The sequence below is a fragment of the Microcoleus vaginatus FACHB-2002 genome, assembly GCF_040004035.1.
Taxonomy (GTDB): Bacteria; Cyanobacteriota; Cyanobacteriia; order Cyanobacteriales; family Microcoleaceae; genus Microcoleus; species Microcoleus vaginatus_C.
Genome location: NZ_JAMPLN010000009.1, coordinates 147,822 through 172,325 on the forward strand (window position 1 = coordinate 147,822; position 24,504 = coordinate 172,325).

Genomic DNA, 24,504 nt, shown 5'->3' on the forward strand with positions numbered 1-24,504 from the left:
TCATTAAACGCAAAATGGTTAACATCGACGGTAGTTTCGGCTTCGATTTTCTCCTGGGAACTCTCAGCAACGATACGATTAGAGGATTTGCGGGTAATGATACTGTTCAAGGTTTGGGGGGAAACGACCGAATTTTTGGCGCTCGAGAAAATGATTTGCTAGCAGGAAATGAAGGCGCTGATACGCTGTCTGGCGGTCAGGGAAGCGATACAATCTATGGAGGACAAGACTCCGATTGGATATTTGGCGATCGGGGTAACGATTTGCTAATAGGCGGCGAAGGCAGGGATATCTTGACAGGAGGGGCGGGGGAGGATTTATTTGTGATTGAAAGAACATCCGCCGCATCTACTATTACTGAAGCCGATACAATTACAGATTTTGGCAACGGCAATGATAAAATTGTCTTGACAGAAGGCATGAAGTTTAGCGATTTAGAGCTTTCTGTTTCCGAGAACCAAACTCTTATGAAAGATAAAAATTCAGGCAAATATTTAGGAGTTGTTTCGGGAAATTCTAATCTGACTGAATCCAACTTTATTTCGATTTTTGGCGGATTAGATAGGGGTCAGCTTTTGCCAATTTCGGTTAACACGATTATAGCCGATCGCGCGATCGGACTGGAAGTGGCGCAAACTCCCCAAGAACAAGCCACAGGTTTAATGTTTCGGACAGAATTGCCAGATGACAGGGGAATGCTTTTTCCCATCGAACCCGCGCGAAACGTGCGTTTTTGGATGAAAAACGTGTTGATTGAGCTGGATATGGTTTTTCTGCGGGAAGGCGTCGTGCAGGCAATAATTCCTAACGTACCGCCGTGTTTGAGCGAAAGTTGCCCCAACTACGGCCCGGATGTTCCCGTTGACGGAGTTATTGAACTCAGAGGCGGAAGGGCGGCCCAATTGGGACTCAAAGTTGGCGATCGGATTCCCAATTTACCCTAAAAGGTATATGATTTTATCGCAGCCTTAAACATTTGTGCATCCAATGAATCCTATTGAATTAAAAATAATCCCCAATCAAACTCAAGACGGTTTAGCTTACCAACATTTGCGATTGCGTATTACAACTCAAGACGGTATCATCACGCCAAATGATTTACAAGGTTTGAAACTTCCTCAAGACGTTCAATTAAGCCAAGGAATTGTCATTGAAGGTAGAGGAGCAATTTGGCTGTACGGGTATTTAGTACACGAATGTCATCCTGCAGCTTGGGTGGGATGTTACGATCCGCGATTAGAAGGTGCGGTGGTAGTAGCGACGCACAAGCACGAGGTATCTGTTGGACAGGTATTAAAATTGAGTTTACCAAGCGATTAAGACTCTCCGTAGCGGGTGTAGCGGCTTTGGTTTTGAATGCCAATCCGACTCTTACTCCGGCTCAAGTTGAGTATATCTTGACGACAACAGCCAAACCAAATGGGATAATAGCCTAGAAAGAATAGGCAGCAACTGTTCATAAACATTAGTCGATCGCCATACAACCGCGCGAATCTGTTTTGTCCCTGAGAGGGTGACAAGACAGCTAGAGAGATTGCTCTACAAGGGATAGAGCCTTTAGCCCTTGGCGAAAATTCTGAGCTTTATGGGACTTTAGGGCCATCAATGCTAACATCTGGTCTCGCCAGACAACTAGGGATTGGCTCCAAGCATAACCAGATAATCCGAGCCAAAAAATACTGTGATGGGGAAAATTATTAGGAGTCTTTTCTTTTCGACCGAGGTAAGCTACTAAGTGCTTAGATTGGAACTCATGACCTCCAAGAGTCGCTAACCAATAAGCAAAAGTAATCAACAAAACCAAGGCTAAAAATCGGGTTGAATCCACCCGAGTCGATTCGAGATTATAGCCTCCACTTTTACAATCTCTAAACATCATTTCGCTGCCCCATCGCGCTTGATAAAGGTCTTTAACCAGCTTAGAGTTGGAAAGTGTAGTCAATAAATACCATGGTTCTTTCACCCCTTTTTTTCGATAACGTCGTTGCCAATAAACTCCTAAGTTAAATTCATAAACAGGTTCAGCTTTTTGAATAGTTACATTAGTGAAGAAATGAGATTCTCCGGATTGAAATCCTTGTTTTTTTAACGGCTGACCCGGCTGGTCGGAAGTGGCTACAAAAGCACTCTTTTTTTGCCGAAATACGATGTCTACACCCTTTGTCCTGAGCCAGTCTGCAAGCTTTGCACTATGAAACTCAGGCGTCTCCTATTACCACGACAGGATAAGGTTTTAAAAGAGCTAGTACCGGCCCCAATACCCGTTTTTGTTCAGAGAAAGAACTACTGCCTAACTTCGAGAGTAACTCCCAATATATTGGCAAAGCATGACTTCCCCAAATTATCGTGACCATGAGTAGATTCCGGTCTCTCCATTGAGTTCGGTCGAGAGCAACGGCTACATAGTTTTTAGTTTTAAATCTTAATTTTGAGCCCTTTCTCCGTTGCGCTCTATTTAATTGTTTCTCTCTAAATTCAGATTTTAAAGCGGTCTTGATTATCGGAAACCAGAGCAACTTGGCCGACATTTGGGGAAGTTTAAGAAATCGCTGGAGACTTCGCACGCGACTCTTGTATTGAATCGGTTGCGGGAAGATGTTAGCCAATCTTGATAATCTGACTTGTCGATGGCTTTGAAGCATCAGAACTAAGAGTTCTAAGATGAGTGCTTGATTTTCACTCAAATGGATTCGCAATAACTTTTGGTAGAATGTCTTTAGCATTTTTTTGGGGGTGGCTCCACAGGCCACCCGCTTTTTTTTACGACTTCTCCATTATCTCAAACAATTGCCCCGTCTGGGTTTCACCTCGGTTGTCACCCTCTCAGTATAATTTCATTTGGTATTTTCTCCAATTTAATAGCTTTGGTTTTGATCTTTTGTAAAGCCGAATAGGCGCAGTGCGATTTTGTAACGCCAAATAGACCCAGTGCGATCGCCCCTCGCTGTACCTTAGATTGAGCCTGTCAAGCCCTTACTTTTGAATCACTTAACGTGAAACCAAACATGACTCGATTGGGCTATCGCACCGCTGGTTGAGGTGGAAGGGAATGCGAAAGAACAGATCGCTGAGTATTACCAATGGCTAGCAAAACAGCTAGGCGATCGCGAATGGTTTAACAGTGACCAATAGTTGCATTTGGGATGGCACCAGAAGCAGACTCTTGGCTGTACGGAGAGAGCGCAACACCTTTGTGCAAAGAGAGCTAACGGTTTTGGTCAGCCGTTGTTTGGATCTCTGCATCTCACCTAAGCAGCTTCAGGCAATCCGCTGCACCAGAATGTTATATTTCTTTTGATGCGATCGCCTGAACTACTGCGCCAATGCCAGTGTGATAAATACCTTCTACTACATCACGCTCAAGCTCAATTAGATGCCTAAACTTTAAGCCAGCTAACTCACGGCTTAAAGATTCTTTAGATTGCATCGAATCTACTGAATTTCCGCCGCCAGTACCGTGCTTCAACTGATCGGGTGTATAAGCTTCAAGCAAAAACACACCGTTTTGCTTTAACCCTGCTTCAACTTTTTTATGAAGTTGTTTTCTTATTGAAGAGGGCAACGGACAAAATATAGATACAATTCCGTCCCATTTATTCTCGCCTAAATCATAATCTGCTAAATTAGCATGAATAAACTCAACAACCACCCCGTTCTCCTCTGCCAACTTTTTGGCTTTATTCAAACCAACTAGAGAGGCATCTACAGCGGTTACAGAGTAACCCTGTTTCGCAAGGAAAACGGCATTCCGCCCTTCTCCTTCGGCCAAGCTCAGAACTTGACCTTTTGGAATACTGCTGACGTTTGCTTCCAAAAACTTGTTCGGGTTTGTGCCATATACGTACTCTTGTGCACTGTATCTTTCATCCCACATCTGTTTTCTCCAATTGTTGCTATTGGCACATTTGATGCCAAAAAAATATAACTGTGTATTCAACCGCAGATAGGCTGGATAACACCTTTACCGGGGGGTGGATTATCCATCAGATCGGTTAGTAACATCCTAGTTTTAAGGAATTAAACAGAAACGAAAGCAGGTTAAGTCCGGGTTATTGGGTGTTATCCGTCACTTTTGCTGAATATTATCTTCTATATCGATCTTATCCAGCATTAACCTAGTGTCACATTTCGTAAGAAAGCCTCTCTCTTTTTCTAAAAAGTTAGAAAACCATATTGGTGCTATTTGGTATTTAGTCCATCATTACAACTCGACTTTAAGGCAATAAATATTCAATCACTAAATATTTACTACTACCCCGATACCATGGGCACATCTTACAACGTGACTAATATCGCGTTCATGTTTCTAAACAGCTTTGGCATCAGTGCCTAAAGCCCAGAGCGGTGTCTCAAGACAAGTTGAAACGCCGCTCTCATTTTTGTCTCTAGCTTCTACCCGCATTTAGGATTGCCGCGGGTTAACGTAACCTCGATCTCCCGTCGCCGACGATCGGTTGAAGTTACGCCTAGAAACTCCTGGCAGAGGTTTTCGCTAAGACTGTGCGAAGGTCATAGCGGTCAAGGTTCATCACCTTGTCCCACGCCGCCACAAAGTCATTGACAAACTTCTGCTGCGAGTCCACACATCCATAGACTTCCGCCAGGGCGCGGAGCTGAGAGTTTGAGCCGAAGATGAGGTCAACACGGGTAGCAGTCCACTTCAGGTCGCCGGTTTTGCGATCGCTCCCCTCGAACTCATACTCATCTTCAGAGGTCGCCTTCCACGTCGTACCCAGGTCGAGCAGGTTCACGAAGAAGTCATTGGTCAACGTCTCTGGGCGATGGGTAAAGACGCCGTGTTTAGACCCTTGATAGTTTGCACCCAGAACGCGCAGGCCACCGATCAGCGCCGTCATTTGAGGGGCTGTCAGAGACAGTAATTGCGCCCGATCCACCAGCAACTCCTCAAGCGATTCGCTATGTTTGCCGCCTTTGTAGTTGCGGAACCCGTCCGCAGTCGGCTCAAGCACGGCGAAGGACTCGACATCCGTTTTCTCTTGCAGCGCATCCGTGCGTCCCGGCTTGAAGGGAACCGTCACGTCGTGACCGGCATTTTTCGCCGCTTGCTCAATGCCCGCGCATCCGCCCAGAACGATCAAATCAGCGAGCGAAACCCGCTTGCCGCCAGACTGCGAGCTGTTGAACTCCTGTTGGATGCCCTCCAGGGTTTGCAGCACTGCTGCCAACTGCTCTGGCTGGTTGACTTCCCAATCCTTCTGTGGCGCGAGACGAATGCGCCCCCCGTTCGCTCCACCGCGCATATCGGAGCAGCGGAACGTTGACGCCGACGCCCAAGCAGTCGAAACGAGTTGGGAGACAGACAGTCCCGAAGCAAGAATCTTGGCTTTGAGGGCAGCGATGTCCTGCTCATCAATCAATTCACGATCGACTGCGGGAATGGGATCTTGCCACAAGAACTCTTCCTGGGGAACCTCCGGGCCGAGATAGCGCGAGCGGGGACCCATGTCGCGGTGCGTCAGCTTGAACCACGCCCTGGCGAACGCCTCGGCAAACTCATCCGGGTTGTCGTGGTAACGTCGCGCAATCTGGTTGTAGATGGGGTCCATCTTCATCGCCATATCCGCCGTGGTCATCATGGGGGCGTGCCGTTTCGACGGATCGTGCGCGTCGGGTACCGTACCCGTACCAGCGTCGCCCTTGGGCTTCCATTGCCACGCGCCAGCGGGGCTTTTCGTCAGCTCCCAGTCATATTTGAACAGGGTTTCGAGATAGCTGTTGTCCCACTGCGTCGGAGTGGGAGTCCATGCGCCTTCGATACCGCTGGTGATCGCATCGACGCCGACACCCGTGTTAAAGGCGTTCTTCCAGCCGAGGCCCTGATCGATGATGGTGGCACCCCCAGGATCAGCCCCTACGTGCGTCGCCTCGCCCGCACCGTGACATTTGCCGAACGTGTGCCCACCGGCGGTGAGCGCGACTGTCTCCTCGTCGTTCATCGCCATCCGACCAAAGGTTTCGCGAATATCGCGCCCTGAGCCGACCGGATCGGGTTCGCCGTCTGGCCCTTCCGGGTTCACGTAGATCAGTCCCATCTGAACGGCAGCGAGAGGATTCAGGAGCACCCGATCTTCTTCGTAACGCTCATTGCCGAGCCAGGCTTTCTCAGAACCCCAGTAGATGTCTTCCTCTGGCTGCCAGACATCCACGCGCCCACCGGCAAAACCCAACGTCTTGAAACCCATTGACTCAAGCGCGCAGTTGCCGGCGAAGATCATGAGGTCGGCCCACGAGATTTTCTTGCCGTATTTCTGCTTGATTGGCCAAAGCAACATGCGCGCCTTGTCGAGGTTGGCATTGTCCGGCCAACTGTTGAGGGGTTCAAACCGCTGGCTACCCGAACCCGCGCCGCCGCGACCGTCGCCAATACGATATGTGCCGGCGCTGTGCCAAGCCATCCGAATGAAGAGCGGCCCATAATGGCCGTAGTCGGCTGGCCACCAGTCCTGGGAGGTGGTCATCAGCTCGTAGATATCTGCCCTCAAGGCAGCTAAGTCAAGACTCTTGAACTCCTCAGCATAGTTGAACGCCTCACCCATAGGATTGGCCTGGGGGGTGTGTTGGTGGAGGATGCTCAGATTCAAATAATGCGGCCACCAGTCTCGGTTTGACGGCCTATGACGAGGCTGAGATTTCTGACCGCCGCCCGTAAATGGGCATCCACTTCCGTTGCTCATAGTATTTTCCTATCGAGGTGTGTGGGTAGGTTTTTTGATGTACTGCGGGTATTGCCAACAAATAGCATTATGGTAATTACTGGGATAATCGATGAGCAAATAATGTAAGAGAAATATAATCAACGTTAGGATTTGAAACAATGGATTTGTAATTTGAAACAAACGGTTATACTAATAACCCAAGAGTGAGCCTGTACCCGCTCTGGTTGAGCGGGGTCACTTTCCATAAAGCTGACATGATGCTGAGACACCCCTAAGTGTAACGACAGCTCCATCTGACTCAACTGACGGGCTTACGCATCTGCCACGAGGTAATCGGGCAGGTGTGATTCGCCCTATGAATCGCAAGATTTAACTAAACTAGGGTCTGCTTTAAACCCCTAAATCTCTTATTTTTCATCCAGAAGAATGGGGCTTTAACTGACTCAGGACTTACGCAACTGGCACTCAGGCGATCGCCAATCCTCTCTCCGGTTCGCAGACTCAATGAAATTGGTGCCGACAAGCGTGAAATATTTTGGGAGACTTACTGGAATCAGCGCCGATGCACGATATCTGTAGGTTTTTCGTTCGGCTTTCCCCAATAAAGAATACCGAGAGCAATGGTAGCTCCCGGTATCAGCTTTTCCAGTTTCGTTGTTGTTAAGTAAATCCAATCAGGCTCAATGAAAGGAAAATTTGCCTCACTCCATTAAACACAGCAGATCGTTATTGGTTAGCCTGTTCCAAAGCGGGATTCGTTGAAGATCCAGCAATTTCGGCTAAGTTAATCTTGACGACTTTATTGCGAGCTTCAGTCACTTTGGGCAGAGTTAGCGTTAGAATGCCATCTTTGCATTCAGCTTGCACAGAGTCGTTTTGAATGTGTGCGGGCAAGGGAAGAACCCGGTGGAATTTGCCATAACGGAATTCAGAGCGGACGTAGCCAGATTTCTCGTCTGTGTTTTCGTAGCGGCGCTCCCCAGAGATAGAAATTGCTTCACGAGTCACTTGAACGTCAATGTCTTTGGGGTCAATTCCGGGCAGTTGCGCTTTTAATACGAAGTTGTCCCCAGCATCAGCCAATTCTAGAGCGGGCATCCAAGCGGCTTCTGAGTTATCTCTCGTTGTTGCCAGTTGGTCAAAAACTTTATCGAGTTGCTGACGGATGGTTTCAATTTCCGTAAAGGGTTGCCAAGAGCGCATCAACATAATGTGTCACCTCAAAGATTGGTAATGCTTTATGAGTTTGTTTGGGTTGAAGCTCGTTGCTTACAGTTATTATGATGCCGCTTCCTAATTGGCAGGAACAGTCAGGAGAACCCCACTTTATTGGTCGTATTAGCCAGAATAAGTGCGAAAGAATCAGAATAAATTGGGATTGAAGAAAACCGTACCAAGCTATTCATAGAAACCGAAAATGCTTTGTCAACGCCATGATGACCCTGCCGAGCGAACTCTGCTGGCGTGCGAGCTCACCCGCTGGTGCTGGCCGTTTTAGGTCGCAGAACTTCGACATTCAGCTCTAGTTTTTCTCCCAGCCACAAAGAATGTGTTGTATGGTCTGCCACATCGTCCCCTGTTTCGGGATGGACGAGAATATTTAGCCCCTCGCGGTGGAGCATCAACCAGGGAACGACTTTGCCAAACTGCGGGGGTAAAAACGCAACTTGATACATCGCTTGGGGGTGGGGGCCTATGGGTTTATCATGCCAACGCCCTAGCTGTACCTCAAACTGAGCCAATCCTTCGCGCACGCGCTCCGCAGCATCGCGGCTATCATTATCAAAGTAAATATGTGCGTGAAAACCAACAATTTCGATGGTGTCTGCTTTCATGATTTTCAGTGGGGTATTATAGAAAGGTTCATTGCAGCCAAATCCAACAAAGAAGTTTACCTTAGCTTATTAATTTTACCTGCGAGTAAACATTACTCTTTCACAATACCGCCTATATTTCAGGGTGAACTAATGACTCAAGAAAACAACTGGTTTGAGACAGCACGATTGGGAATGTTTGTTCACTGGAGTCATAGCAGCCAGTGCGGGTACGAAGTATCTTGGCCGTTGGTGGGAGGCGTCTTTAGCTTGCCGTACTGCCAAGATGTCCCGGTAGCGGACTATCACCGCACCGCCCAAACTTTCAATCCGACTGAATACAACCCTCAAACTTGGGCGCATTTAGCAAAACGCTTGGGGATGCAGTATGTGATTTTGACGGCTAAACATCATGATGGATTTTCCTTATTTCATACCCAGCAATCCGACTTTTCTATCGAGTATGCGCCGTACAAAAAAGATATTGTCCGAGAATTTGTGGAGGCGATGCGGGCGGAGGGTTTGCGAATTGGGTTGTATTTTTCCTTGATAGACTGGCATTACCCTGACTACCCGGCTTTCACAGAAGCCGATAAACCGTATCAGTTTGGGAAATTCCGACAGCCGACTACTTCTCAATGGGAGCGCTACCTTGAATTTATGTTCGCTCAAGTCAGAGAATTGTTGAGCAACTACGGAAAGATTGACTTGCTGTGGTTTGATGGCGGTTGGGAGCGAAAACCAGAACAATGGCAAGCTAGACAGCTACATGAAATGATTCGCTCGCTGCAACCGCATTTGTTAATCAACGATCGCCTCCCTGGATTTGGAGACTTCGATACCTGCGAACAATTCATTCCCCCCCAACCGCCTCAACGTACTTGGGAAGCTTGCCTAACTCTGAATGAAAGCTGGGGTTACAACCCGAAGGACACCCAATTCAAGTCAGCTCGCCAACTTATTCATACCCTCTGTGAAGTTGCAGGTAAAGGTGGCAACTTGCTGTTGAATGTCAGTCCAATGGGCAATGGGCAGATTCAATCTGAACAATTGGATTTGTTGCAATTCGTAGAAGCATGGATGGCTGTTCATGCCCAGAGTATTGTAGGAACACAGCCTGGACTGGAACCTTGGCAATTCTACGGCCCTTCTACTCGGCGGGGCAATCGCTTTTACTTGTTCTTGCTGATGAAGCCCTACGAGTCAGTAACAGTAAGAGGTGTACCCATTAAACGGATTCAAGCCGTTTCTAAAGTCGCTGGAGGGGAATCATTACAATACTCAACTCGCTGTGCCATTGTCGATTCTATGTTAAGTGCCGATCCTCTTGGGGAGTTAACGATTCAAGTGCCTGAAGAAGCTCTCGATCCCTATGCTACGGTAATTGCAGTTGATATTGCTCCAGCCAACGATACAATCCGCAAGATTTGACCAGTTTCGCGATCGCACTTCTTCACTTCCTACCCCCGTCGCTTTTGGCCTCCAACTCAATATCACGCTCGCACTTTGGGTTTCCTCTCGTACAAACCCCGCAGCACGACCTTGAGATTGGGAAACGCGAAATCATTACTTAGTTTGCCGATGCAAGGTCGTGCTGCGTGCATATAAAGTGTAGCGACCGCACTCTTCGAGATTGGGGGCATGGTTTGATGTTTGGTTTAGTTTCCTCAAAATTGGCGTATTGGTGGCGATCGGCAACAAGTTTGGTAATAGATTGGTTATGGTGAGAATAGAACTTGCTAAGCCTGACACTCCGCTTATTTACGAATATTAACCGTGGATAAAAACTTGAAAACTTTGTCTGTTTTCCTACAGATTCTAGCACTGGGCATTGTTGTCACACCTGCACGCGCAAGCAGAATTGAGGGAGCATCTGTTTCCTGTTGGTTGTTTCACCGAGACAAGGTAGAATTTAAACAAACCTGCATCTATGAGTCGGTTTCTTGGGCTGGAGGCGGAGGAAGGACTTTGCGCTGGGAAGATGGCGTGCAAACAAAAATGACGTGGGGATTGCAAGGGCGCGGAGAAAGACCTTGTGCCCAGGATAGCACGAGCATAGATGGTGTCTGCGGTGCGGTATATTTCCGCCATCCCACCACCTTACAGCGGATTTCTGAAGAAGAGAGCTACAAGCGCGCCATAAACCGCCAACTGGCCGTGACCTGTGTCCAAGTACAAGATAAATCAATCTGCTGGCTATTTAGATGAAATTAATCACAAATAGAGAGGTGTGAGTGTTAAAGTTACATTCGCAGAAGTACCAAAAATAAATGAAATCTTATTGTCGGGCAGCACCTAATAATAAATGCTGTACTTGTTTCAACCTTGCTTACTCCTATTTGTTTTAATAGATGCTTTTTTACCGGATGTTTTTTGAGGGCGATCGTACAAGCTGAAAACATCCACCTCAACCTCACTCAACACTTTGGCTTCCATCCCATACAAATCATTCAGCACCGCCTTGACGTTCGGAAACGCAAAATACTCCGTCAGCTTGCCAATACGATAATTAAAGGGTTGATATCGGTGTTTGAAGTACAGCTCGACATTCCCCCGGTGTTCCCACAATCCCAGTAAGTTGACAACCACATCCGAGTAATGCGCTCTGACATCCCGCTGCACTTCTGCGATGCGTTCCTCGATCGATCGAGTAGTAATTCCAATTTTATAGAAGCAGCTTTCGTCAGCTTTGACTTCCAGAAAATAGAGCGAATTCACCAAAATCCGGCGAAGCTGTGCTCGATAAATCAGCAAATCAGCCCGCCGTTCTTCCAAGCAAGATAACCCCGCAGATAAAGCAATCTCTACAGAGCCTTCTAACTTCATTAACTCTGACAGCAGCAAGGGTTCTTGGACTTTGTTGAACAGCGCCAGGGGAAGCGCGCCGACGGGGATTTTACCCAAGTCGGTAAACTCATAAGAGCGATCGCCCGACGAATCCACCAATCCTTTCAACTGCCACCGAAAGTTTACCAAGTCTTTGGGAATCGATCGCTTTTGGGCCCCGTACTCTTTCCACAGCACTTTCAATTGCTCCAATTCCTCACCCTTAAGCTGGATGGTGAAATTATCGTAGAGGGGCAGCGCGGGGAAAGCTTTGGTTTTAATCCGTTGCGAGACTGGTTTACAAGTTTCCTCGGTATGCGCGAAGTGATGTTCTTTCACCGAGCCCTTTTTTGCTGTGAGTCCGCCGCCACAGTAGAGGCAAGCGAGGTTAGTTTTTCCGCGCACAACCTCATCAATGCTCGTCAGTTCGCCGCTGAGAGCAACGCCGTATTTTAGCCACATCGCCTTTTAATTCTCCTTTGAGCCGGTTTTGTAGGTGCACCCGCTCCACATGATTGAAGATTGTAACAAAATGCTGTGGTCTAAATACTGTGCTCAGCCGAGTGAATAACATTCGTAGACGTGCTGATACGTTTCGGTTGAGTAGCTTTCGGGCAGTTGGTCTAAAGCTTTCTAGATCGCCACTTTAACTGCCGCACTTCTCAATTAATCGACTAGGGCGGCTTTTGATTGTACGGGAGTGTCGCCTTCTGGTGACATAGCCACCGGATGTGGAACCGTAAATTTCTAGGGCTTTTTGCAAGTCGCGGAAAACGCCGATATAGTCTACAATCAGCCCGTTGACTTTATTCCCAAACACGCGATTTTTCCTGGCGATTGTACACAGTTTGCGGATATGGTGACGCTGACAAAATTGCTCTATTTCTTCGTTGGGGATTGTGATTGGTAACGTTCTAACTAAGTTCACTCATTTTTTGCCTCCAGCGACACCACTAGATTAAACTTTGTTTTCAGGTGTGAGACATTTCCTTTTCACATATTCCCGAAAATCCTTACTATAAAGCTTTCCGTTTGTTTCCCAATACTTCGCTACTCCTGGATACTCCAGTTTAATTTTCAGATAATTAGACCAACCTTGCCATAAAACTTCATCTAATAAATTATTTTTATATTGATAATGGAGATTTTCATAGAAATTAAAAATGCTACAAACAAGTTCCCTAAACCTTAGCGCTTCATCTTTTTCTAGCGCTTCAGGCTCGTCACAGCCTAGCCGATAGATGCGTGCTGCTTCTGAGTCTTGGCTAATCCGGGCTTCTATTTCTGCATACACACTAATAATTGATTGATAAGTAGCCCCTTTTATAGCTTTCGTACTAGCTCGAACCTGTATAGCCACATAGATGAGAGATACAATAACTCCAACCGCCTGGATAATTCCAGAAATGTCATCTATAGATAGTGAAAAATTGCCTGTAGTCATATAGTTTCTGATTTCATTCTCATTATTTCCTGCAATGCCTTATCTCTAAAAGTTTTGTTCTAAAAGTATTGCTACATTCTCAGCAATTGTTTCCTCCAACTCTACCTAGCCTCAACATTCAAAATCTCCAATTCCTCATTCAACTCTTCCAACCGTGCGGCTCTCATCAAAATCCTCCGCCTCCTTGCGTTGGGCAACCCCCACACAACGCCCAGGATTGAGACTCCATCTCTGCGCCTCAATCTCATCCAATGTTGCTATTTTACGCAACCCCGCCACATCCCGATAAACCTTGATTGATTCTCTAGTCTTCGGCAACAAACAGCACCGCCTCGTACAAGTTCTTATTTTACGCGAGATCGTCCCAATGACGAACAATTGCAGCCAGCTCAGGATTGAGAGCTTCAGGCGCAGGTTCAAGCGATCGTCACCAATCGGGAATTTCTTCAGGCTCCGAGTCTGATAGGCCTTGTGACAGTTGCTCTCTTGGTAAGGGCCCAGCGGGTAATTCATCAATTACGCGGGGAAATACCTTTTTCCCCGCGTAGGAAAGCATGGAAAGACTTGCGATCGCTCCTTTGACTTGATCCGGCTTCACCTCTAAGTATTTCTGCAACTGTTCGAGGTTACTGTGGCCGCTGATTTCTGGAATAATCCGCAGTGGAATTCCGGCATTGCTCATCTGGGTGAGAGCCGTTCTCCTAAAACTGTGGGTGGATGCTCCCTCGATGCCGGTCCGCTCGAACGCTTCCCTCAAAATCTTGTCCGCTGAGTCGGGGTGCAAATGCTTCCAGTGGTGCGAACGGTGGCGGCCGGGGAATAAATAAGTCTGACCCGCGTGGGGTTTCCAAGATGTCAGGAGACTTCGCAAATCTTGAATGACCGGAATCGTTCGGGTTTGCAGTTTTCCTTTGGTGTTGGCTTTGCGGAAGTTGATTGTAGGTCGGACTGTACCTCTGGCAGTGTAAATATCGATGACTTCCAGGGAACAAGCTTCGGCAATCCGACAGGCGGTGTAGAGACAAACTCCAAACAAGGTGCGATCGCGAGCGGTTTGCAAACCTTCGTTAAATAAGAGTTCGATTTCCTGTTGCGTGAGTATCTTTGCTTGGCCGTGCCGTTCTATCTTCATGCTTGGTGTATACTCGACCCGATACCAGAAAGTTTGCCGCAAATACTGCATTGCTGCATCGGTCGGGGGTATTTCTTAATGCGGCGGGTGAGCGGGGTGAAGGGTTTGGTTCGTGCGATCGCTCTGGGGGGTTGATACAGCGTATTCCAGGTTTATGAAGTACAGTAGCAGCAGCTTGTAAACCAGTTTTTAAAGTGCTTAGGATTGACCAAATAAGCGTGCCGTAGCTAGCAAGATGTCAACCATCTTGGTGGTGGTTGGTGAGAACTGACGTAAAAAAGATTTGAGTTGCGACCACCATAATTCTATAGGATTGAAATCGGGAGAATAGGGTGATAAGTTCAGTAAACTAGCACCAGCGGCTTGTCTCAATGGTTCAATAGTCCCCAACTTGTGAGCAGGTAAATTATCCATAACAACTACTGCACCCTCCCATAAGTTGGGGACTAAAAAATGTTCAATAAATAATTCAAAAGCTATGCCATTCATTGACCCATTTAGTGTCATTAATCCTACTACTTTTTTTGAGCTAATTGCTCCGACAACTGTGACTTTGGCTCCGCGATTAAATGGTTTTAAATCGTAGACTCTACTACCACATAGTGAACGTGCATGGGTTCGTGTTAACCCTAATAAAACGCACATTTCATCCAAAAAAACGAGGTTGTCCGGGTCAATATTTTTCACTTTTTCCCAATATTCACACATATAAATTTGCACTCTTTCAGTGGCAGACTGACTACTGCGTATGGTTTTTTTTTCGCGTCAAATTTTGTTTTTGTAGTTCACGACACATCATGCTAGGGCTGACAGCTTCGTTGTAGTTCAAACGCCAATATTCACTTGGGTTCTGACAACGTGCTATCCGGATATTTTTCTACCATCTGGAGCAATTCAGTTGTGCGCGAGGGCTCTCCTGAACTTATGGTTATAAGTTTATCTAATCAGAAAAGCAAGCTAATACTCGATTCCTAAAATTATTAAAATTAGAAAAACCATACCCTTGCCGCATTATCAACTTAATCCGATTGTTGATTCCTTCCATGACTCCACTTGTGGTGCGATGAAAAAAGTAGTTGCAAATACCCTCAAAATGATTCTCAATTGTTGATGCAGATTCTCTAAAAAATACTTGTGCATGATTGAGCCATTCTTTGATTTTGTTCTGCCCTTTTTTGACCGTCAAATTAGTCTCATATATTTCTCTAAATTTTTCTTTCATCTCATACGGAATTCGCCAACATTCGGATTTTCCTAGTGTCAATTCTAATTTATCAATCTGCTCTTGATTCAAGTTTACTCGATGACTTAATAATAAATATTTACTTTGCCTATCTGTTATTCCGGCTGCTCTACGTAACTTATTTAAGTCTTTATTAACTACTTTCATAACATGAAAACGATCAATAATAACTTTGGCATTTGGGAATACTTTTTTGATAACTTTAGGGAACCCTCCCCACATATCAACACTCACTTCCTCAACTTGTTCACGAACCTCAATTGGTTGTTCAATAAGGACTTCAATGATTTCTTCACAGCGATGATAATCAATCATCTCAATTAAATTACCTTCGCCCAGGTCACTCACAACAGTTACCAAATTTCCTTGACCTTTTCGCATACTTATCTCACCCTTGACAAATTCGTTTAACCCGTTGCCAATTCGGTTTTTTTTTGATGGTGTTTACCTGCTCAAAAATTCCTTTTATTTCGTCATAGCTCAGTCCTTCTTCTCGTCCAATTTGCTCCATGCTCGATTGTTTTACACGCTCATAAATATTTTGTTCGTATCGTTGAGTATGCCGTCTTTTAACGTCCAAAAAATCTAATTTTTCTGTGGGATAGCGTTGACAAATAGGACAGTAAAACTGCCGTCGTGGGATTTTTAGATATACAGGACGACCAAAAATAGACAAATCTCTTACTAAAATTGGTCGATTTTGATGCAGTTTTTCGGTAGGATTGTTACAATGATGACAAACAATTCCTTCTGATAAAATGCTCAGTCCCAAGAAAATTTTTCCCTCAACTTGAGTACAAGTTTCAACCCTGACTCCAGGCAAGGCTAATAGATAGTCTAGATGGAAGCTCATAACGGTAAATGTATTATTAGGTACATTTTACACCATAAACTCAGGAGAGCCAAACTTTTTAAGAAAGTATTGGTATTTATGTAGGTCTTTTAAGATTGTCAAATTTTTGGAGAGACTTTTTTACTAACGAACATAAATTTGATTTCCCCAAAATACGTCAATATACTTACACAGAGAAAATCATTTAGGATTGCTCTAGATATAGAAAATCATTTAGGATTGCTATATAAGATAGACACTTTCTTCTTACAAGCATACTACATAACATCTTTGATACTCAAATTGTCTCTATCAATCTACAAGTGGGTCCAATAATCTGTATTTTTAAATACAAAATTAGATGCGCTTACCCTGGCATCTCTGGAAAGACACCATTCGCGATCGAACTGGGAAAACCCACCGTCAAATAACCCAATTCACCCTGATCGATGCGCTGGGTTTTATGTACCGCTTGTTCTAACTGTACCAAAGTTGCGCGAGCTTCTTCTAAAAACGCCTGTCCTGCTGGGGTTAGCTGAATTGGGAGAGTTTTGCGATCGAATAGCTTCACACCCAGTTCAGCCTCTAAATCTTTAATTTGTTGACTTAGGGGCGGTTGGGCAATGTGCAATCGCTGTGCAGCGCGACTAAAGCTCAGTTCGTCTGCCACTGCAATGAAGTAACGAAGATGGCGAAGTTCCATAGGTTATACGATTTTAGATTTTAGATTTGAGAATTGAACGATTGGGAATGAATGATTACTATCATGGTTTGGAGCACGGGTTTACAGTTACATTCTCTTTTATAACGGGGATTAAATACTATATTTTTTAAGTATATCTTTATATAAAAAATAGTATTTGACCTACAGCACTAGCTTCTTTATCTTGAAAGTAATAGTTAGAAGTTTCGGCACAAAATACCCATTTAAGTATTGCTTAATGAGGATTATTCATGATTTCGCAAGTAATTCGACGAGTGGCAGTTGTGGGAGGAACCCACGGAAACGAGTTGACTGGGGTTTATCTGATTAAGAAGTTTCAACAATTCCCAGACTTACTGAAACGATCGAGCTTTGAGGTGGTTACTCTATTAGCTAATCCTCAAGCGGTAAAGTCCAATCGGCGTTATGTCGATCGCGATTTGAACCGTTGCTTTGCCGAGGAAGATTTGTCTAACCCAGATTTGATGGGTTACGAGAACAGACGTGCTAAGGAAATCTCCGCCCAACTATGTCCGAAAGACGAACATGGGGCTGATGCGATCGTTGACCTTCACAGCACAACGCCCAACATGGGGCTGACAATTTTACCATCTAGCAAACATCCATTCAATTTGCAATTATTAGCTTATTTGAGTGAGATCGAGCCCTCACTGCGAGTTTGTTTGGGAGAGGATTCTGGTGAGGATGCCCCAATGCTTCGATCGCTCTCTGCTTTCGGTTGCACCATAGAAGTTGGGCCCATCGCCCAGGGAGTCATTAACGCCCGTCAGCTTCAGCAAACCGAAATGCTGGTTCACGCCATTCTGGATTATCTCGACGCACAAAATCGGGGAAAGCCGCTTCCTATACCATCATATTTAACTGTATATCAGGCGATCGGCTCAGTAGACTATCCCAGAAATTCAGTAGGTGAACTGCAAGCCGCGATCCATCCCCAACTTCAGTTCAAAGACTAGGAACCCTTACATCCTGGTGAACCCATGTTTCTCACCTTTACGGGAGAATCGCTCCCCTATAAAGGAGAATCTACTGTTTTCCCTGTATTCATTAACGAAGCAGCCTATTACGAAAAACACATAGCGATGGTTTTGACGCAAAAACAACAGCTTCAGCTTGAAACGGCATAACTTCCCGAAAAATATGACTTTTATGAAATTAGGGTTATGACTTTTATGAACTCAAGCAATGAATTTATGAATTGACTTATCATCTCGCATCGGGAATAATCTTAATTAATTTAAAATCAAGCATTGTCTCCCCTAAACACCAGTGAATCTCAAATTATCAGGAGTGAATTTATGGAAAGTACCCTCGGTATATTTGCAATCGATCGCGAACAGCAGCTCACAGCAGCATTAACAACCTTTGGTAACAGCGGTCAGCTTAATTTTTTCACTGCATCCAGTCAATTTAATGGTAGCATCCCCACCCACGGCTTTGACACGGCTAACTTGAAAGCGAGCGCGATCGGCGAACAACAACAAATAGCCGATTTTATAGTACCCCAAAACAGCAATATTCTCAGTTACTCAGGGAGCGATCGAGCCGCTAGCAGTACATCGTTGGCCCAACAACAACCGAAGTCAGATGCCATGACTGCCGGCACAGATCCGCTAACAGGAACGAGAAGGGCTAATGAGTTGAATTTATCAGACCCAGGCAACTCCTTAGCCACTGCACGCAATATAGGTGTAGTTGATAACAGCAGCGTCAACTTAAGCGATTTTGTCGGAGTTGGTGATATTGACGATTATTACAGTTTTACTGTCAGCAGCAATAGCAATTTAAGCTTGCGTCTCGACGGTTTGAGTGCTAATGTCGGCATCGAGTTAATTGAAGATAAGAACCGCAACCGTTGGGCAGAACCTGACGAAATTATTGACAGAATTTCTACCTTAGTCAGTACATCCCGCGAGATAAATTTCTTCAAGCTGACTCCCGGAAATTACTATGTCGGAGTTTATAGTTACTCTGGCTATAAGAATTACAACCTGGATCTTACTGCAACCCCTGCTACTGGTTTTAGCAGCAATTACGGATACGGTTTAGTGGATGCAAATGCAGCAGTAGCCCGCACTTTTAACAGTCCAGTTAAGTTCCCAGAAGTTCCCAATGTGGGCGGGAATGATTGGGCAAGAGACATGGTAAATGCGCCGGAAGTTTGGCAGGGAGGAATTACCGGAAATGGGATTGTTGTAGCTGTCGTGGATAGCGGTGTTGACTACAACCATCTCGATTTAGATGCCAATATTTGGCAGAATGCCGATGAGATTCCCAATAACCGAATTGACGACGATCGCAACGGATATGTAGATGATATCCGGGGTTGGGATTTTGCGTGGAACGACAACAACCCAATGGATTGGAACGGTCACGGGACTCACGTAGCAGGCGCGATCGCGGCCGAACGCAATGGTTTTCACATCACAGGAGTTGCCCCCAATGCCAAGATTATGCCTGTCAAGGTGTCGGACTCGTATAACTGGAACATCAATAATCTTGCAGAAGGAATTCGCTATGCTGCTAATAATGGAGCCAATGTAATCAACCTCAGCTTGAGCGAGGCTCGGTTATCTTCCAAGGTAATTGAGGACGCAGTTCAGTATGCAAATAGCAAAGGCTCTGTTGTCGTCATGTCAGCAGGAAATGATTATTCCAGCCAACCAGATTATCCCGCTAGAAATGCCGATCGCTTCGGAATTGCTGTCGGAGGAATAGATAGAAATAGCAAGATGGCTGACTTTTCTAACCGTGCAGGTTCTAAACCTTTGGATTACATAGTTGCACCGGGAGTAGATGTTATTTCTACAACTCCTTATAACACCTACAACAAGAAAACCGGCACGTCAATGGCAGCCCCTCACGTAGCGGGTGTAGCGGCTTTAGTTTTGAATGCAAATCCGAATCTAACTCCGGCTCAAGTCAAGCAAATTTTGACTTCCACAGCCAATTCAAATGGGATAATAGCCTAGAAAGAACAGGCAGCAACTATTAGACATCTTCAGAAATGCAAGTCTTGAACAGGCAGGATGCCTGTTCCACAATAATATAATTTTTGGAGAAGTCTATTCAGAAACATTAGTCGATCGCCCTACAACCGCGCGAATCTTTTTTGTCAGAAGCTTCGGGCGATCGACAAAACACTCGTCAAATTACTAAATTTGCAATTTTAGTGTGAGGACTTATGGCTATTAATCGCGTCTCAGTTGACTCAGCAGGCAATCAGGCGATCGGTCGCTCCCTTTTTCCCTCCATCTCAGCCAACGGGAGGTTTGTGGCGTTTACTTCTAATGCCTCCAACCTCGTACCGGGGGACACTAACAATGACTTTGATATCTTCGTCCGCGACTTATTAACCAATACCACCACCCGCGTCTCTGTTGACTCGGCAGGCAATCAGGGGAACAACCGCTCCTTCGACCCCTCCATCTCAGCCGACGGGCGGTTTGTGGCGTTTACTTCTGATGCCTCCAACCTCGTGCCGGGGGACACTAACAGTAGCGAGGACATCTTTGTGCGCGACTTATTAACCAATACCACCACCCGCGTCTCTGTTGACTCAGCAGGCAATCAGGGGAACAACCGCTCCGGCGCTCCCTCCATCTCAGCCGACGGACGATTTGTGGCGTTTTCATCTGATGCCTCCAACCTTGTGCTAGGGGACACTAAGGATAACGAAGACATCTTCGTGCGCGACTTATTAACCAATACCACCACCCGCGTCTCTGTTGACTCAGCAGGTAATTCGGGGAACAACCGCTCCTTTATTCCCTCCATCTCCGCTAACGGGAGGTTTGTGGCGTTTCAATCTGAGGCCTCCAACCTCGTGCCGGGGGACACTAACAATAACATTGATGTCTTCGTGCGCGACACGATCACCAATACCACCACCCGCGTCTCTGTTGACTCAGCAGGCAATCAGGCGAGGGGCATTTCCGCGCTCGCCTCCATCTCCGCCGACGGGCGGTTTGTCGCTTTTCTATCTGATGCCTTCAACCTCGTGCCAGGGGACACTAACAATAGCCGCGACTTCTTTGTGCGCGACTTGTCAACCAACACCACCACCCGCGTCTCTGTTGACTCAGCAGGCAATCAGGCGAACAACAATTCCTGGAACCTTCCCTCCATCTCTGGTGATGGGCGGTTTGTGGCGTTTACTTCTGATGCGTCCAACCTCGTGCTGGGGGACACAAACAATAGTCGCGACATCTTTATGCGCGACTTGTCAACCAACACCACTACTCGCGTCTCTGTTTCAGGGGAAGGGAATCAGGGGAACAATAATTCCTTCGGTATAGCCTCCATCTTGGGCGACGGGGGGTTTGTGGCCTTTTCATCTGATGCGTCCAACCTCGTGCCGGGGGACACTAACAATAGCGAGGACATCTTTGTTGCTGACTTAACCAACACTCCAGGCGTCATCAATAACTCTCCAAACGTCATCAACGGCACGAACGGCAACGACAACCTGACTGGCACGAACGGCAGCGATAATATCAACGGTTTAGACGGCGATGACGCACTTATCGGCAGACAAGGTAACGATATCCTTGTCGGCGGTGGCGGCAGCGACAACCTTTCTGGCGGCAAAGGTTTTGACACCCTAAACGGCGGTTTGGGAAACGATAATCTTGTCGGCGGCGCGGGCAACGATATATTTGTTTTAGGTGCGGGGTTAGGAGTTGATACCATCTCTGATTTCGCCAACTCTCAAGATACAATTCAATTAATCAACGGCTTGACCTTCGGACAGCTATCAATTTCTGCTGGAACTAACGGCACATTAATTAGAGTAGCCAGCAGCGGTGAAGTTTTAGTTTCTTTGACAGGTGTTGCTCCAAACCTCATCGACCCTGAAGATTTCGTCTCTGTTTAAATATCTGTAGATTCTCACTTGCCTGCTGTAGAAACACAGCAATGCTTTGTCCTTTCACCGAATATCTCACCTTTACTCAAAGAATACGATCCGGACTTAGGCACTCCGACAGAGAAACCGGGTTTTTTACCGAATCTGCGGGTCACAACGCAGTATTTTCGTAAAAAACCCGGTTTCTGAACCCCCATGCACAAGCCCTAGCAAAAAATGGTTTGACGCGCAATATACTGTTGTTAGCTTTTAGTTATTAATTATGGCAAATTATAAAACAGTTTTTTTGTTCAATAGTGTAACTTTAGTGCTAGTTGGGATAGTGACGGCGTGTCTGAATTTATTCGGTTCTTCGGTAAAAGGGTTATTTTTGCCGCCTTGTTCTGCCACGTATCCAGGGGCAGGTTTCTTTTTCTTGGCGTTCCAAATGTTATTTTATTGGTCGGTAATGGTGTGCGCTTTTACCTTTGGATTGCTGAGAATTATCCAACCCGATCGCCCAGAAAATCGATTTATTTTATATTCGGCACTGTTTGCAGGTTGCTTTCTGTTCAATGAAGTTTTTCGCACCCATGTTCATCTGGGACGTGCGGGTTTCCCGAAAGTGACAATTGTCATATTTTACGCCGTGCTGGCAATTGCATACGGATTAGCTTTTCGGAGACAAATTCGCTCGACTCCCTATGCTTTACTGCTGAGTGGCGTTGGTTTGTTATTTGTTGCCTTTTTTGCAGAAGCGCTGCCGTTAAAAAACGAGATAATTTCGAGCTTGCTGGAGGGAATACCGAAGCTGTTGAGCGGGATTAATATTGCACTTTATTTTTGGTTTTTGTGTCAGGGTTTGATAATGCGATCGCTCAATTTTTCTAACAGTAAATCAAATCCCCAATGAAGTAAGATGAAGATTTGCTGTTGGGTGGGGGCGGGTTTTTGAAATTGTGGGTTTTTGGCAAATATTGCTGGTAAAACCCGCCCCTACAGGATTGTATAATCGGTTAAAAATGAGATATTGCACCATTCTCAATTACTTGTTTAGGGACAGGCAAGATGGCTGTTCCACAAGAAAACTTATCTTTTGTGGAACGGGCATCTTGCCCGTTCTTGACAATGGTGCCAAATATCAGTTAAAACAAAAAGTATCGCTGCGCCATTGGCAAAACTGTTGCCGGTTCGCAACTTAACAATTCCCCATCCGCCCTGACTTCATAAGTTTCTGGATCGACTTCCATTTGTGGCAAATAATCGTTGAGTTTCATGTCTCTTTTGCTAATTTGTCGTGTGCCGGAAACTGCTACAGTGGGCTTGTGCAAACCGAGCTGTGCGGCAATACCTCGATCGCGCGCAGCTTGGGAAACGAACGTCAGACAAGTCGCCCCAATCGCCCCGCCAAAACTGCCAAACATCGGCCTCATATGCACCGGTTGCGGCGTCGGAATGCTGGCGTTAGCATCTCCCATCTGCCCGTAGGCGATCGCCCCTCCTTTAATTACCAGTTCCGGTTTCACCCCAAAAAAAGCCGGCCGCCACAAACACAAGTCCGCCAATTTCCCCTCTTCCACCGAACCGACATACTGACTAATTCCGTGAGTAATTGCCGGATTAATTGTATATTTTGCAATGTACCGCTTCACCCGAAAATTGTCATTTTCTCCCCCTGTGGAACGGGCATCTTGCCCGTCTAAATCACCTGTGGAACGGGCATCTTGCCCGTTCAAAATCCCCCTTTGAACCTTCATTTTATGTGCCGTTTGCCAAGTCCGAATAATTACCTCTCCCACTCTTCCCATCGCCTGAGAATCAGAAGAAATCATACTAAACGCACCTAAATCGTGCAAAATATCCTCAGCAGCAATAGTTTCCCTTCTAATTCTGGATTCAGCAAAAGCCACATCTTCAGGAATACCTCGATCCAAATGATGGCAAACCATCAACATATCTAAATGTTCTTCTAAAGTATTGACAGTGTAAGGGCGAGTCGGGTTAGTTGACGATGGCAAAACATTAGCCTGTCCGCACACTTTAATAATATCCGGTGCGTGTCCGCCACCAGCACCTTCGGTGTGGTAAGTATGAATAGCGCGATTTTTGAAAGCGGCAATTGTAGCTTCCACAAATCCCGCTTCGTTGAGAGTATCGGTGTGAATTGCAACTTGCACGTCGTACTCGTCAGCGACACTCAAACAAGTGTCAATCGTTGCCGGTGTAGTTCCCCAATCTTCGTGGAGTTTCAAACCCATTGCACCGGCAAAGATTTGTTCAATTAATCCTTGGGGTTGACTGCTATTTCCTTTACCTAAAAACCCTAGATTTACGGGGAAAGCGTCAGCAGCTTGCAGCATTCGGTACATATGCCAAGGCCCGGGAGTGCAAGTTGTGGCGTTTGTACCCGTTGCAGGGCCTGTGCCGCCGCCGATCATTGTCGTGATGCCGGAGGCGATCGCCACTTCTATTTGTTGCGGGCAAATAAAGTGAATGTGACTGTCGATTCCCCCAGCGGTGAGAATCATTCCTTCACCGGCAATTATTTCAGTACCAGGCCCGATAATAATATCTACCCTATCTTGAATATAAGGATTTCCGGCTTTACCAATTTTGTAAATTTTGCCGTCTTTAATACCGACATCTGCTTTAACAATTCCCCACCAATCTAATATTAAAGCATTAGTAATTACCGTGTCAACAGCGCCGTCTGCATTAGAAATCGGCGATTGTCCCATGCCGTCCCGAATGACTTTGCCACCGCCAAACTTAACTTCATCCCCGTAGGTTGTGAAGTCTTTTTCAACTTCTATGAATAATTCTGTATCGGCTAACCGGACGCGATCGCCCACAGTCGGCCCGAAGGTTTCCGCGTAAGCGCGGCGATCCATTCTGTAACTCATTCTCGCTCCTAATATTAATAATTTTTTAGTTAGCAGTTGAGACCCACTTGAATTATAGTATGT

Annotated in this window: 21 protein-coding genes and 3 pseudogenes; 10 read left to right on the plus strand and 14 right to left on the minus strand. The window is 46.0% G+C overall.

Annotated features, from left to right (window positions below):
- The first annotated feature begins 14 nt into the window (after nucleotides 1–14).
- Entirely contained in the window at nucleotides 15–944 is a 930-nt protein-coding gene (locus NDI35_RS10725; RefSeq protein ID WP_445312723.1) for a DUF192 domain-containing protein, read from the plus strand.
- A 43-nt stretch (nucleotides 945–987) separates the two neighbouring features.
- Nucleotides 988–1,320, plus strand: a complete 333-nt coding sequence (crn3, locus tag NDI35_RS10730; protein WP_445312724.1) for a CRISPR-associated ring nuclease Crn3/Csx3 — start codon at nucleotides 988–990, stop codon at nucleotides 1,318–1,320.
- A gap of 205 nt (nucleotides 1,321–1,525) precedes the next feature.
- Here the strand turns inward: crn3 and NDI35_RS10735 are convergent.
- A pseudogene (locus NDI35_RS10735) lies at nucleotides 1,526–2,723 on the minus strand (IS4 family transposase).
- 560 nt (nucleotides 2,724–3,283) lie between these two features.
- Nucleotides 3,284–3,874: a class I SAM-dependent methyltransferase gene (locus tag NDI35_RS10740; protein ID WP_445312725.1), complete on the minus strand. Its 591-nt coding sequence runs from the start codon at nucleotides 3,872–3,874 to the stop codon at nucleotides 3,284–3,286.
- Nucleotides 3,875–4,118: 244 nt separating this feature from the next.
- On the opposite strand from NDI35_RS10740, the pseudogene NDI35_RS10745 reads away from it, so the two are divergent.
- Nucleotides 4,119–4,226, plus strand: a pseudogene (locus NDI35_RS10745) (IS1 family transposase); the annotation flags it as partial.
- A 240-nt stretch (nucleotides 4,227–4,466) separates the two neighbouring features.
- Here NDI35_RS10745 and katG read toward each other — a convergent pair.
- The 3 genes from katG to NDI35_RS10760 all read right to left on the minus strand — a co-directional run bounded on the left by katG (nucleotide 4,467) and on the right by NDI35_RS10760 (nucleotide 8,512).
- Nucleotides 4,467–6,695, minus strand: a complete 2,229-nt coding sequence (gene katG / locus NDI35_RS10750; RefSeq protein ID WP_445312726.1) for a catalase/peroxidase HPI — start codon at nucleotides 6,693–6,695, stop codon at nucleotides 4,467–4,469.
- Between the two features lie 708 nt (nucleotides 6,696–7,403).
- Nucleotides 7,404–7,886 (minus strand): Hsp20/alpha crystallin family protein, encoded by a 483-nt coding sequence (locus NDI35_RS10755; protein WP_445312727.1) that lies wholly within the window; start codon nucleotides 7,884–7,886, stop codon nucleotides 7,404–7,406.
- A 263-nt stretch (nucleotides 7,887–8,149) separates the two neighbouring features.
- Complete coding sequence (locus NDI35_RS10760) at nucleotides 8,150–8,512, minus strand: DOPA 4,5-dioxygenase family protein (protein ID WP_445312728.1); 363 nt, start codon at nucleotides 8,510–8,512, stop codon at nucleotides 8,150–8,152.
- Nucleotides 8,513–8,644: 132 nt separating this feature from the next.
- Between NDI35_RS10760 and NDI35_RS10765 the strand changes: the two genes are divergently transcribed.
- Together NDI35_RS10765 and NDI35_RS10770 are read left to right on the plus strand one after the other, a co-directional pair.
- On the plus strand, nucleotides 8,645–9,922 hold the full coding sequence (locus NDI35_RS10765; protein WP_445312729.1) for an alpha-L-fucosidase: 1,278 nt from the start codon (nucleotides 8,645–8,647) through the stop codon (nucleotides 9,920–9,922).
- A gap of 345 nt (nucleotides 9,923–10,267) precedes the next feature.
- Complete coding sequence (locus tag NDI35_RS10770) at nucleotides 10,268–10,699, plus strand: hypothetical protein (RefSeq protein ID WP_445312730.1); 432 nt, start codon at nucleotides 10,268–10,270, stop codon at nucleotides 10,697–10,699.
- A gap of 111 nt (nucleotides 10,700–10,810) precedes the next feature.
- Here NDI35_RS10770 and NDI35_RS10775 read toward each other — a convergent pair whose 3' ends face one another.
- From NDI35_RS10775 to NDI35_RS10810, 8 genes are all read right to left on the minus strand, one after another.
- Nucleotides 10,811–11,779, minus strand: coding sequence for a GIY-YIG nuclease family protein (locus tag NDI35_RS10775; RefSeq protein ID WP_445312731.1), 969 nt, complete (start codon nucleotides 11,777–11,779; stop codon nucleotides 10,811–10,813).
- 184 nt (nucleotides 11,780–11,963) lie between these two features.
- Nucleotides 11,964–12,245, minus strand: coding sequence for a hypothetical protein (locus tag NDI35_RS10780; RefSeq protein ID WP_445312732.1), 282 nt, complete (start codon nucleotides 12,243–12,245; stop codon nucleotides 11,964–11,966).
- Between the two features lie 30 nt (nucleotides 12,246–12,275).
- Nucleotides 12,276–12,761: a hypothetical protein gene (locus NDI35_RS10785; protein ID WP_445312733.1), complete on the minus strand. Its 486-nt coding sequence runs from the start codon at nucleotides 12,759–12,761 to the stop codon at nucleotides 12,276–12,278.
- Nucleotides 12,762–13,188: 427 nt separating this feature from the next.
- Nucleotides 13,189–13,893: a tyrosine-type recombinase/integrase gene (locus NDI35_RS10790; RefSeq protein ID WP_445312734.1), complete on the minus strand. Its 705-nt coding sequence runs from the start codon at nucleotides 13,891–13,893 to the stop codon at nucleotides 13,189–13,191.
- 198 nt (nucleotides 13,894–14,091) lie between these two features.
- On the minus strand, nucleotides 14,092–14,601 hold the full coding sequence (locus NDI35_RS10795) for a transposase (RefSeq protein ID WP_445312735.1): 510 nt from the start codon (nucleotides 14,599–14,601) through the stop codon (nucleotides 14,092–14,094).
- Between the two features lie 232 nt (nucleotides 14,602–14,833).
- Nucleotides 14,834–15,517, minus strand: coding sequence for an ISL3 family transposase (locus NDI35_RS10800; RefSeq protein WP_445312736.1), 684 nt, complete (start codon nucleotides 15,515–15,517; stop codon nucleotides 14,834–14,836).
- 7 nt (nucleotides 15,518–15,524) lie between these two features.
- On the minus strand, nucleotides 15,525–15,908 hold the full coding sequence (locus NDI35_RS10805) for a transposase family protein (protein ID WP_445312737.1): 384 nt from the start codon (nucleotides 15,906–15,908) through the stop codon (nucleotides 15,525–15,527).
- 427 nt (nucleotides 15,909–16,335) lie between these two features.
- Entirely contained in the window at nucleotides 16,336–16,671 is a 336-nt protein-coding gene (locus tag NDI35_RS10810) for a LysR family transcriptional regulator (protein WP_445312738.1), read from the minus strand.
- Between the two features lie 251 nt (nucleotides 16,672–16,922).
- On the opposite strand from NDI35_RS10810, the gene NDI35_RS10815 reads away from it, so the two are divergent.
- From NDI35_RS10815 to NDI35_RS10835, 5 genes and pseudogenes are all read left to right on the plus strand, one after another.
- The gene (locus NDI35_RS10815; protein ID WP_445312739.1) at nucleotides 16,923–17,648 is read left to right on the plus strand and encodes an aspartoacylase; all 726 of its coding nucleotides are present in this window, start codon (nucleotides 16,923–16,925) and stop codon (nucleotides 17,646–17,648) included.
- 12 nt (nucleotides 17,649–17,660) lie between these two features.
- A pseudogene (locus NDI35_RS10820) lies at nucleotides 17,661–17,819 on the plus strand (succinylglutamate desuccinylase/aspartoacylase domain-containing protein); the annotation flags it as partial.
- 171 nt (nucleotides 17,820–17,990) lie between these two features.
- Entirely contained in the window at nucleotides 17,991–19,664 is a 1,674-nt protein-coding gene (locus NDI35_RS10825; protein ID WP_445312740.1) for a S8 family serine peptidase, read from the plus strand.
- A gap of 212 nt (nucleotides 19,665–19,876) precedes the next feature.
- The gene (locus tag NDI35_RS10830; RefSeq protein WP_445312741.1) at nucleotides 19,877–21,568 is read left to right on the plus strand and encodes a calcium-binding protein; all 1,692 of its coding nucleotides are present in this window, start codon (nucleotides 19,877–19,879) and stop codon (nucleotides 21,566–21,568) included.
- Between the two features lie 253 nt (nucleotides 21,569–21,821).
- The gene (locus NDI35_RS10835) at nucleotides 21,822–22,451 is read left to right on the plus strand and encodes a DUF8692 domain-containing protein (RefSeq protein WP_445312742.1); all 630 of its coding nucleotides are present in this window, start codon (nucleotides 21,822–21,824) and stop codon (nucleotides 22,449–22,451) included.
- Nucleotides 22,452–22,683: 232 nt separating this feature from the next.
- On the opposite strand, the gene ureC is transcribed toward NDI35_RS10835, so the two are convergent.
- A complete protein-coding gene (gene ureC, locus NDI35_RS10840; RefSeq protein ID WP_445312743.1) occupies nucleotides 22,684–24,441 on the minus strand; it encodes an urease subunit alpha in 1,758 nt (585 codons plus the stop codon).
- Nucleotides 24,442–24,504 lie beyond the last annotated feature (63 nt).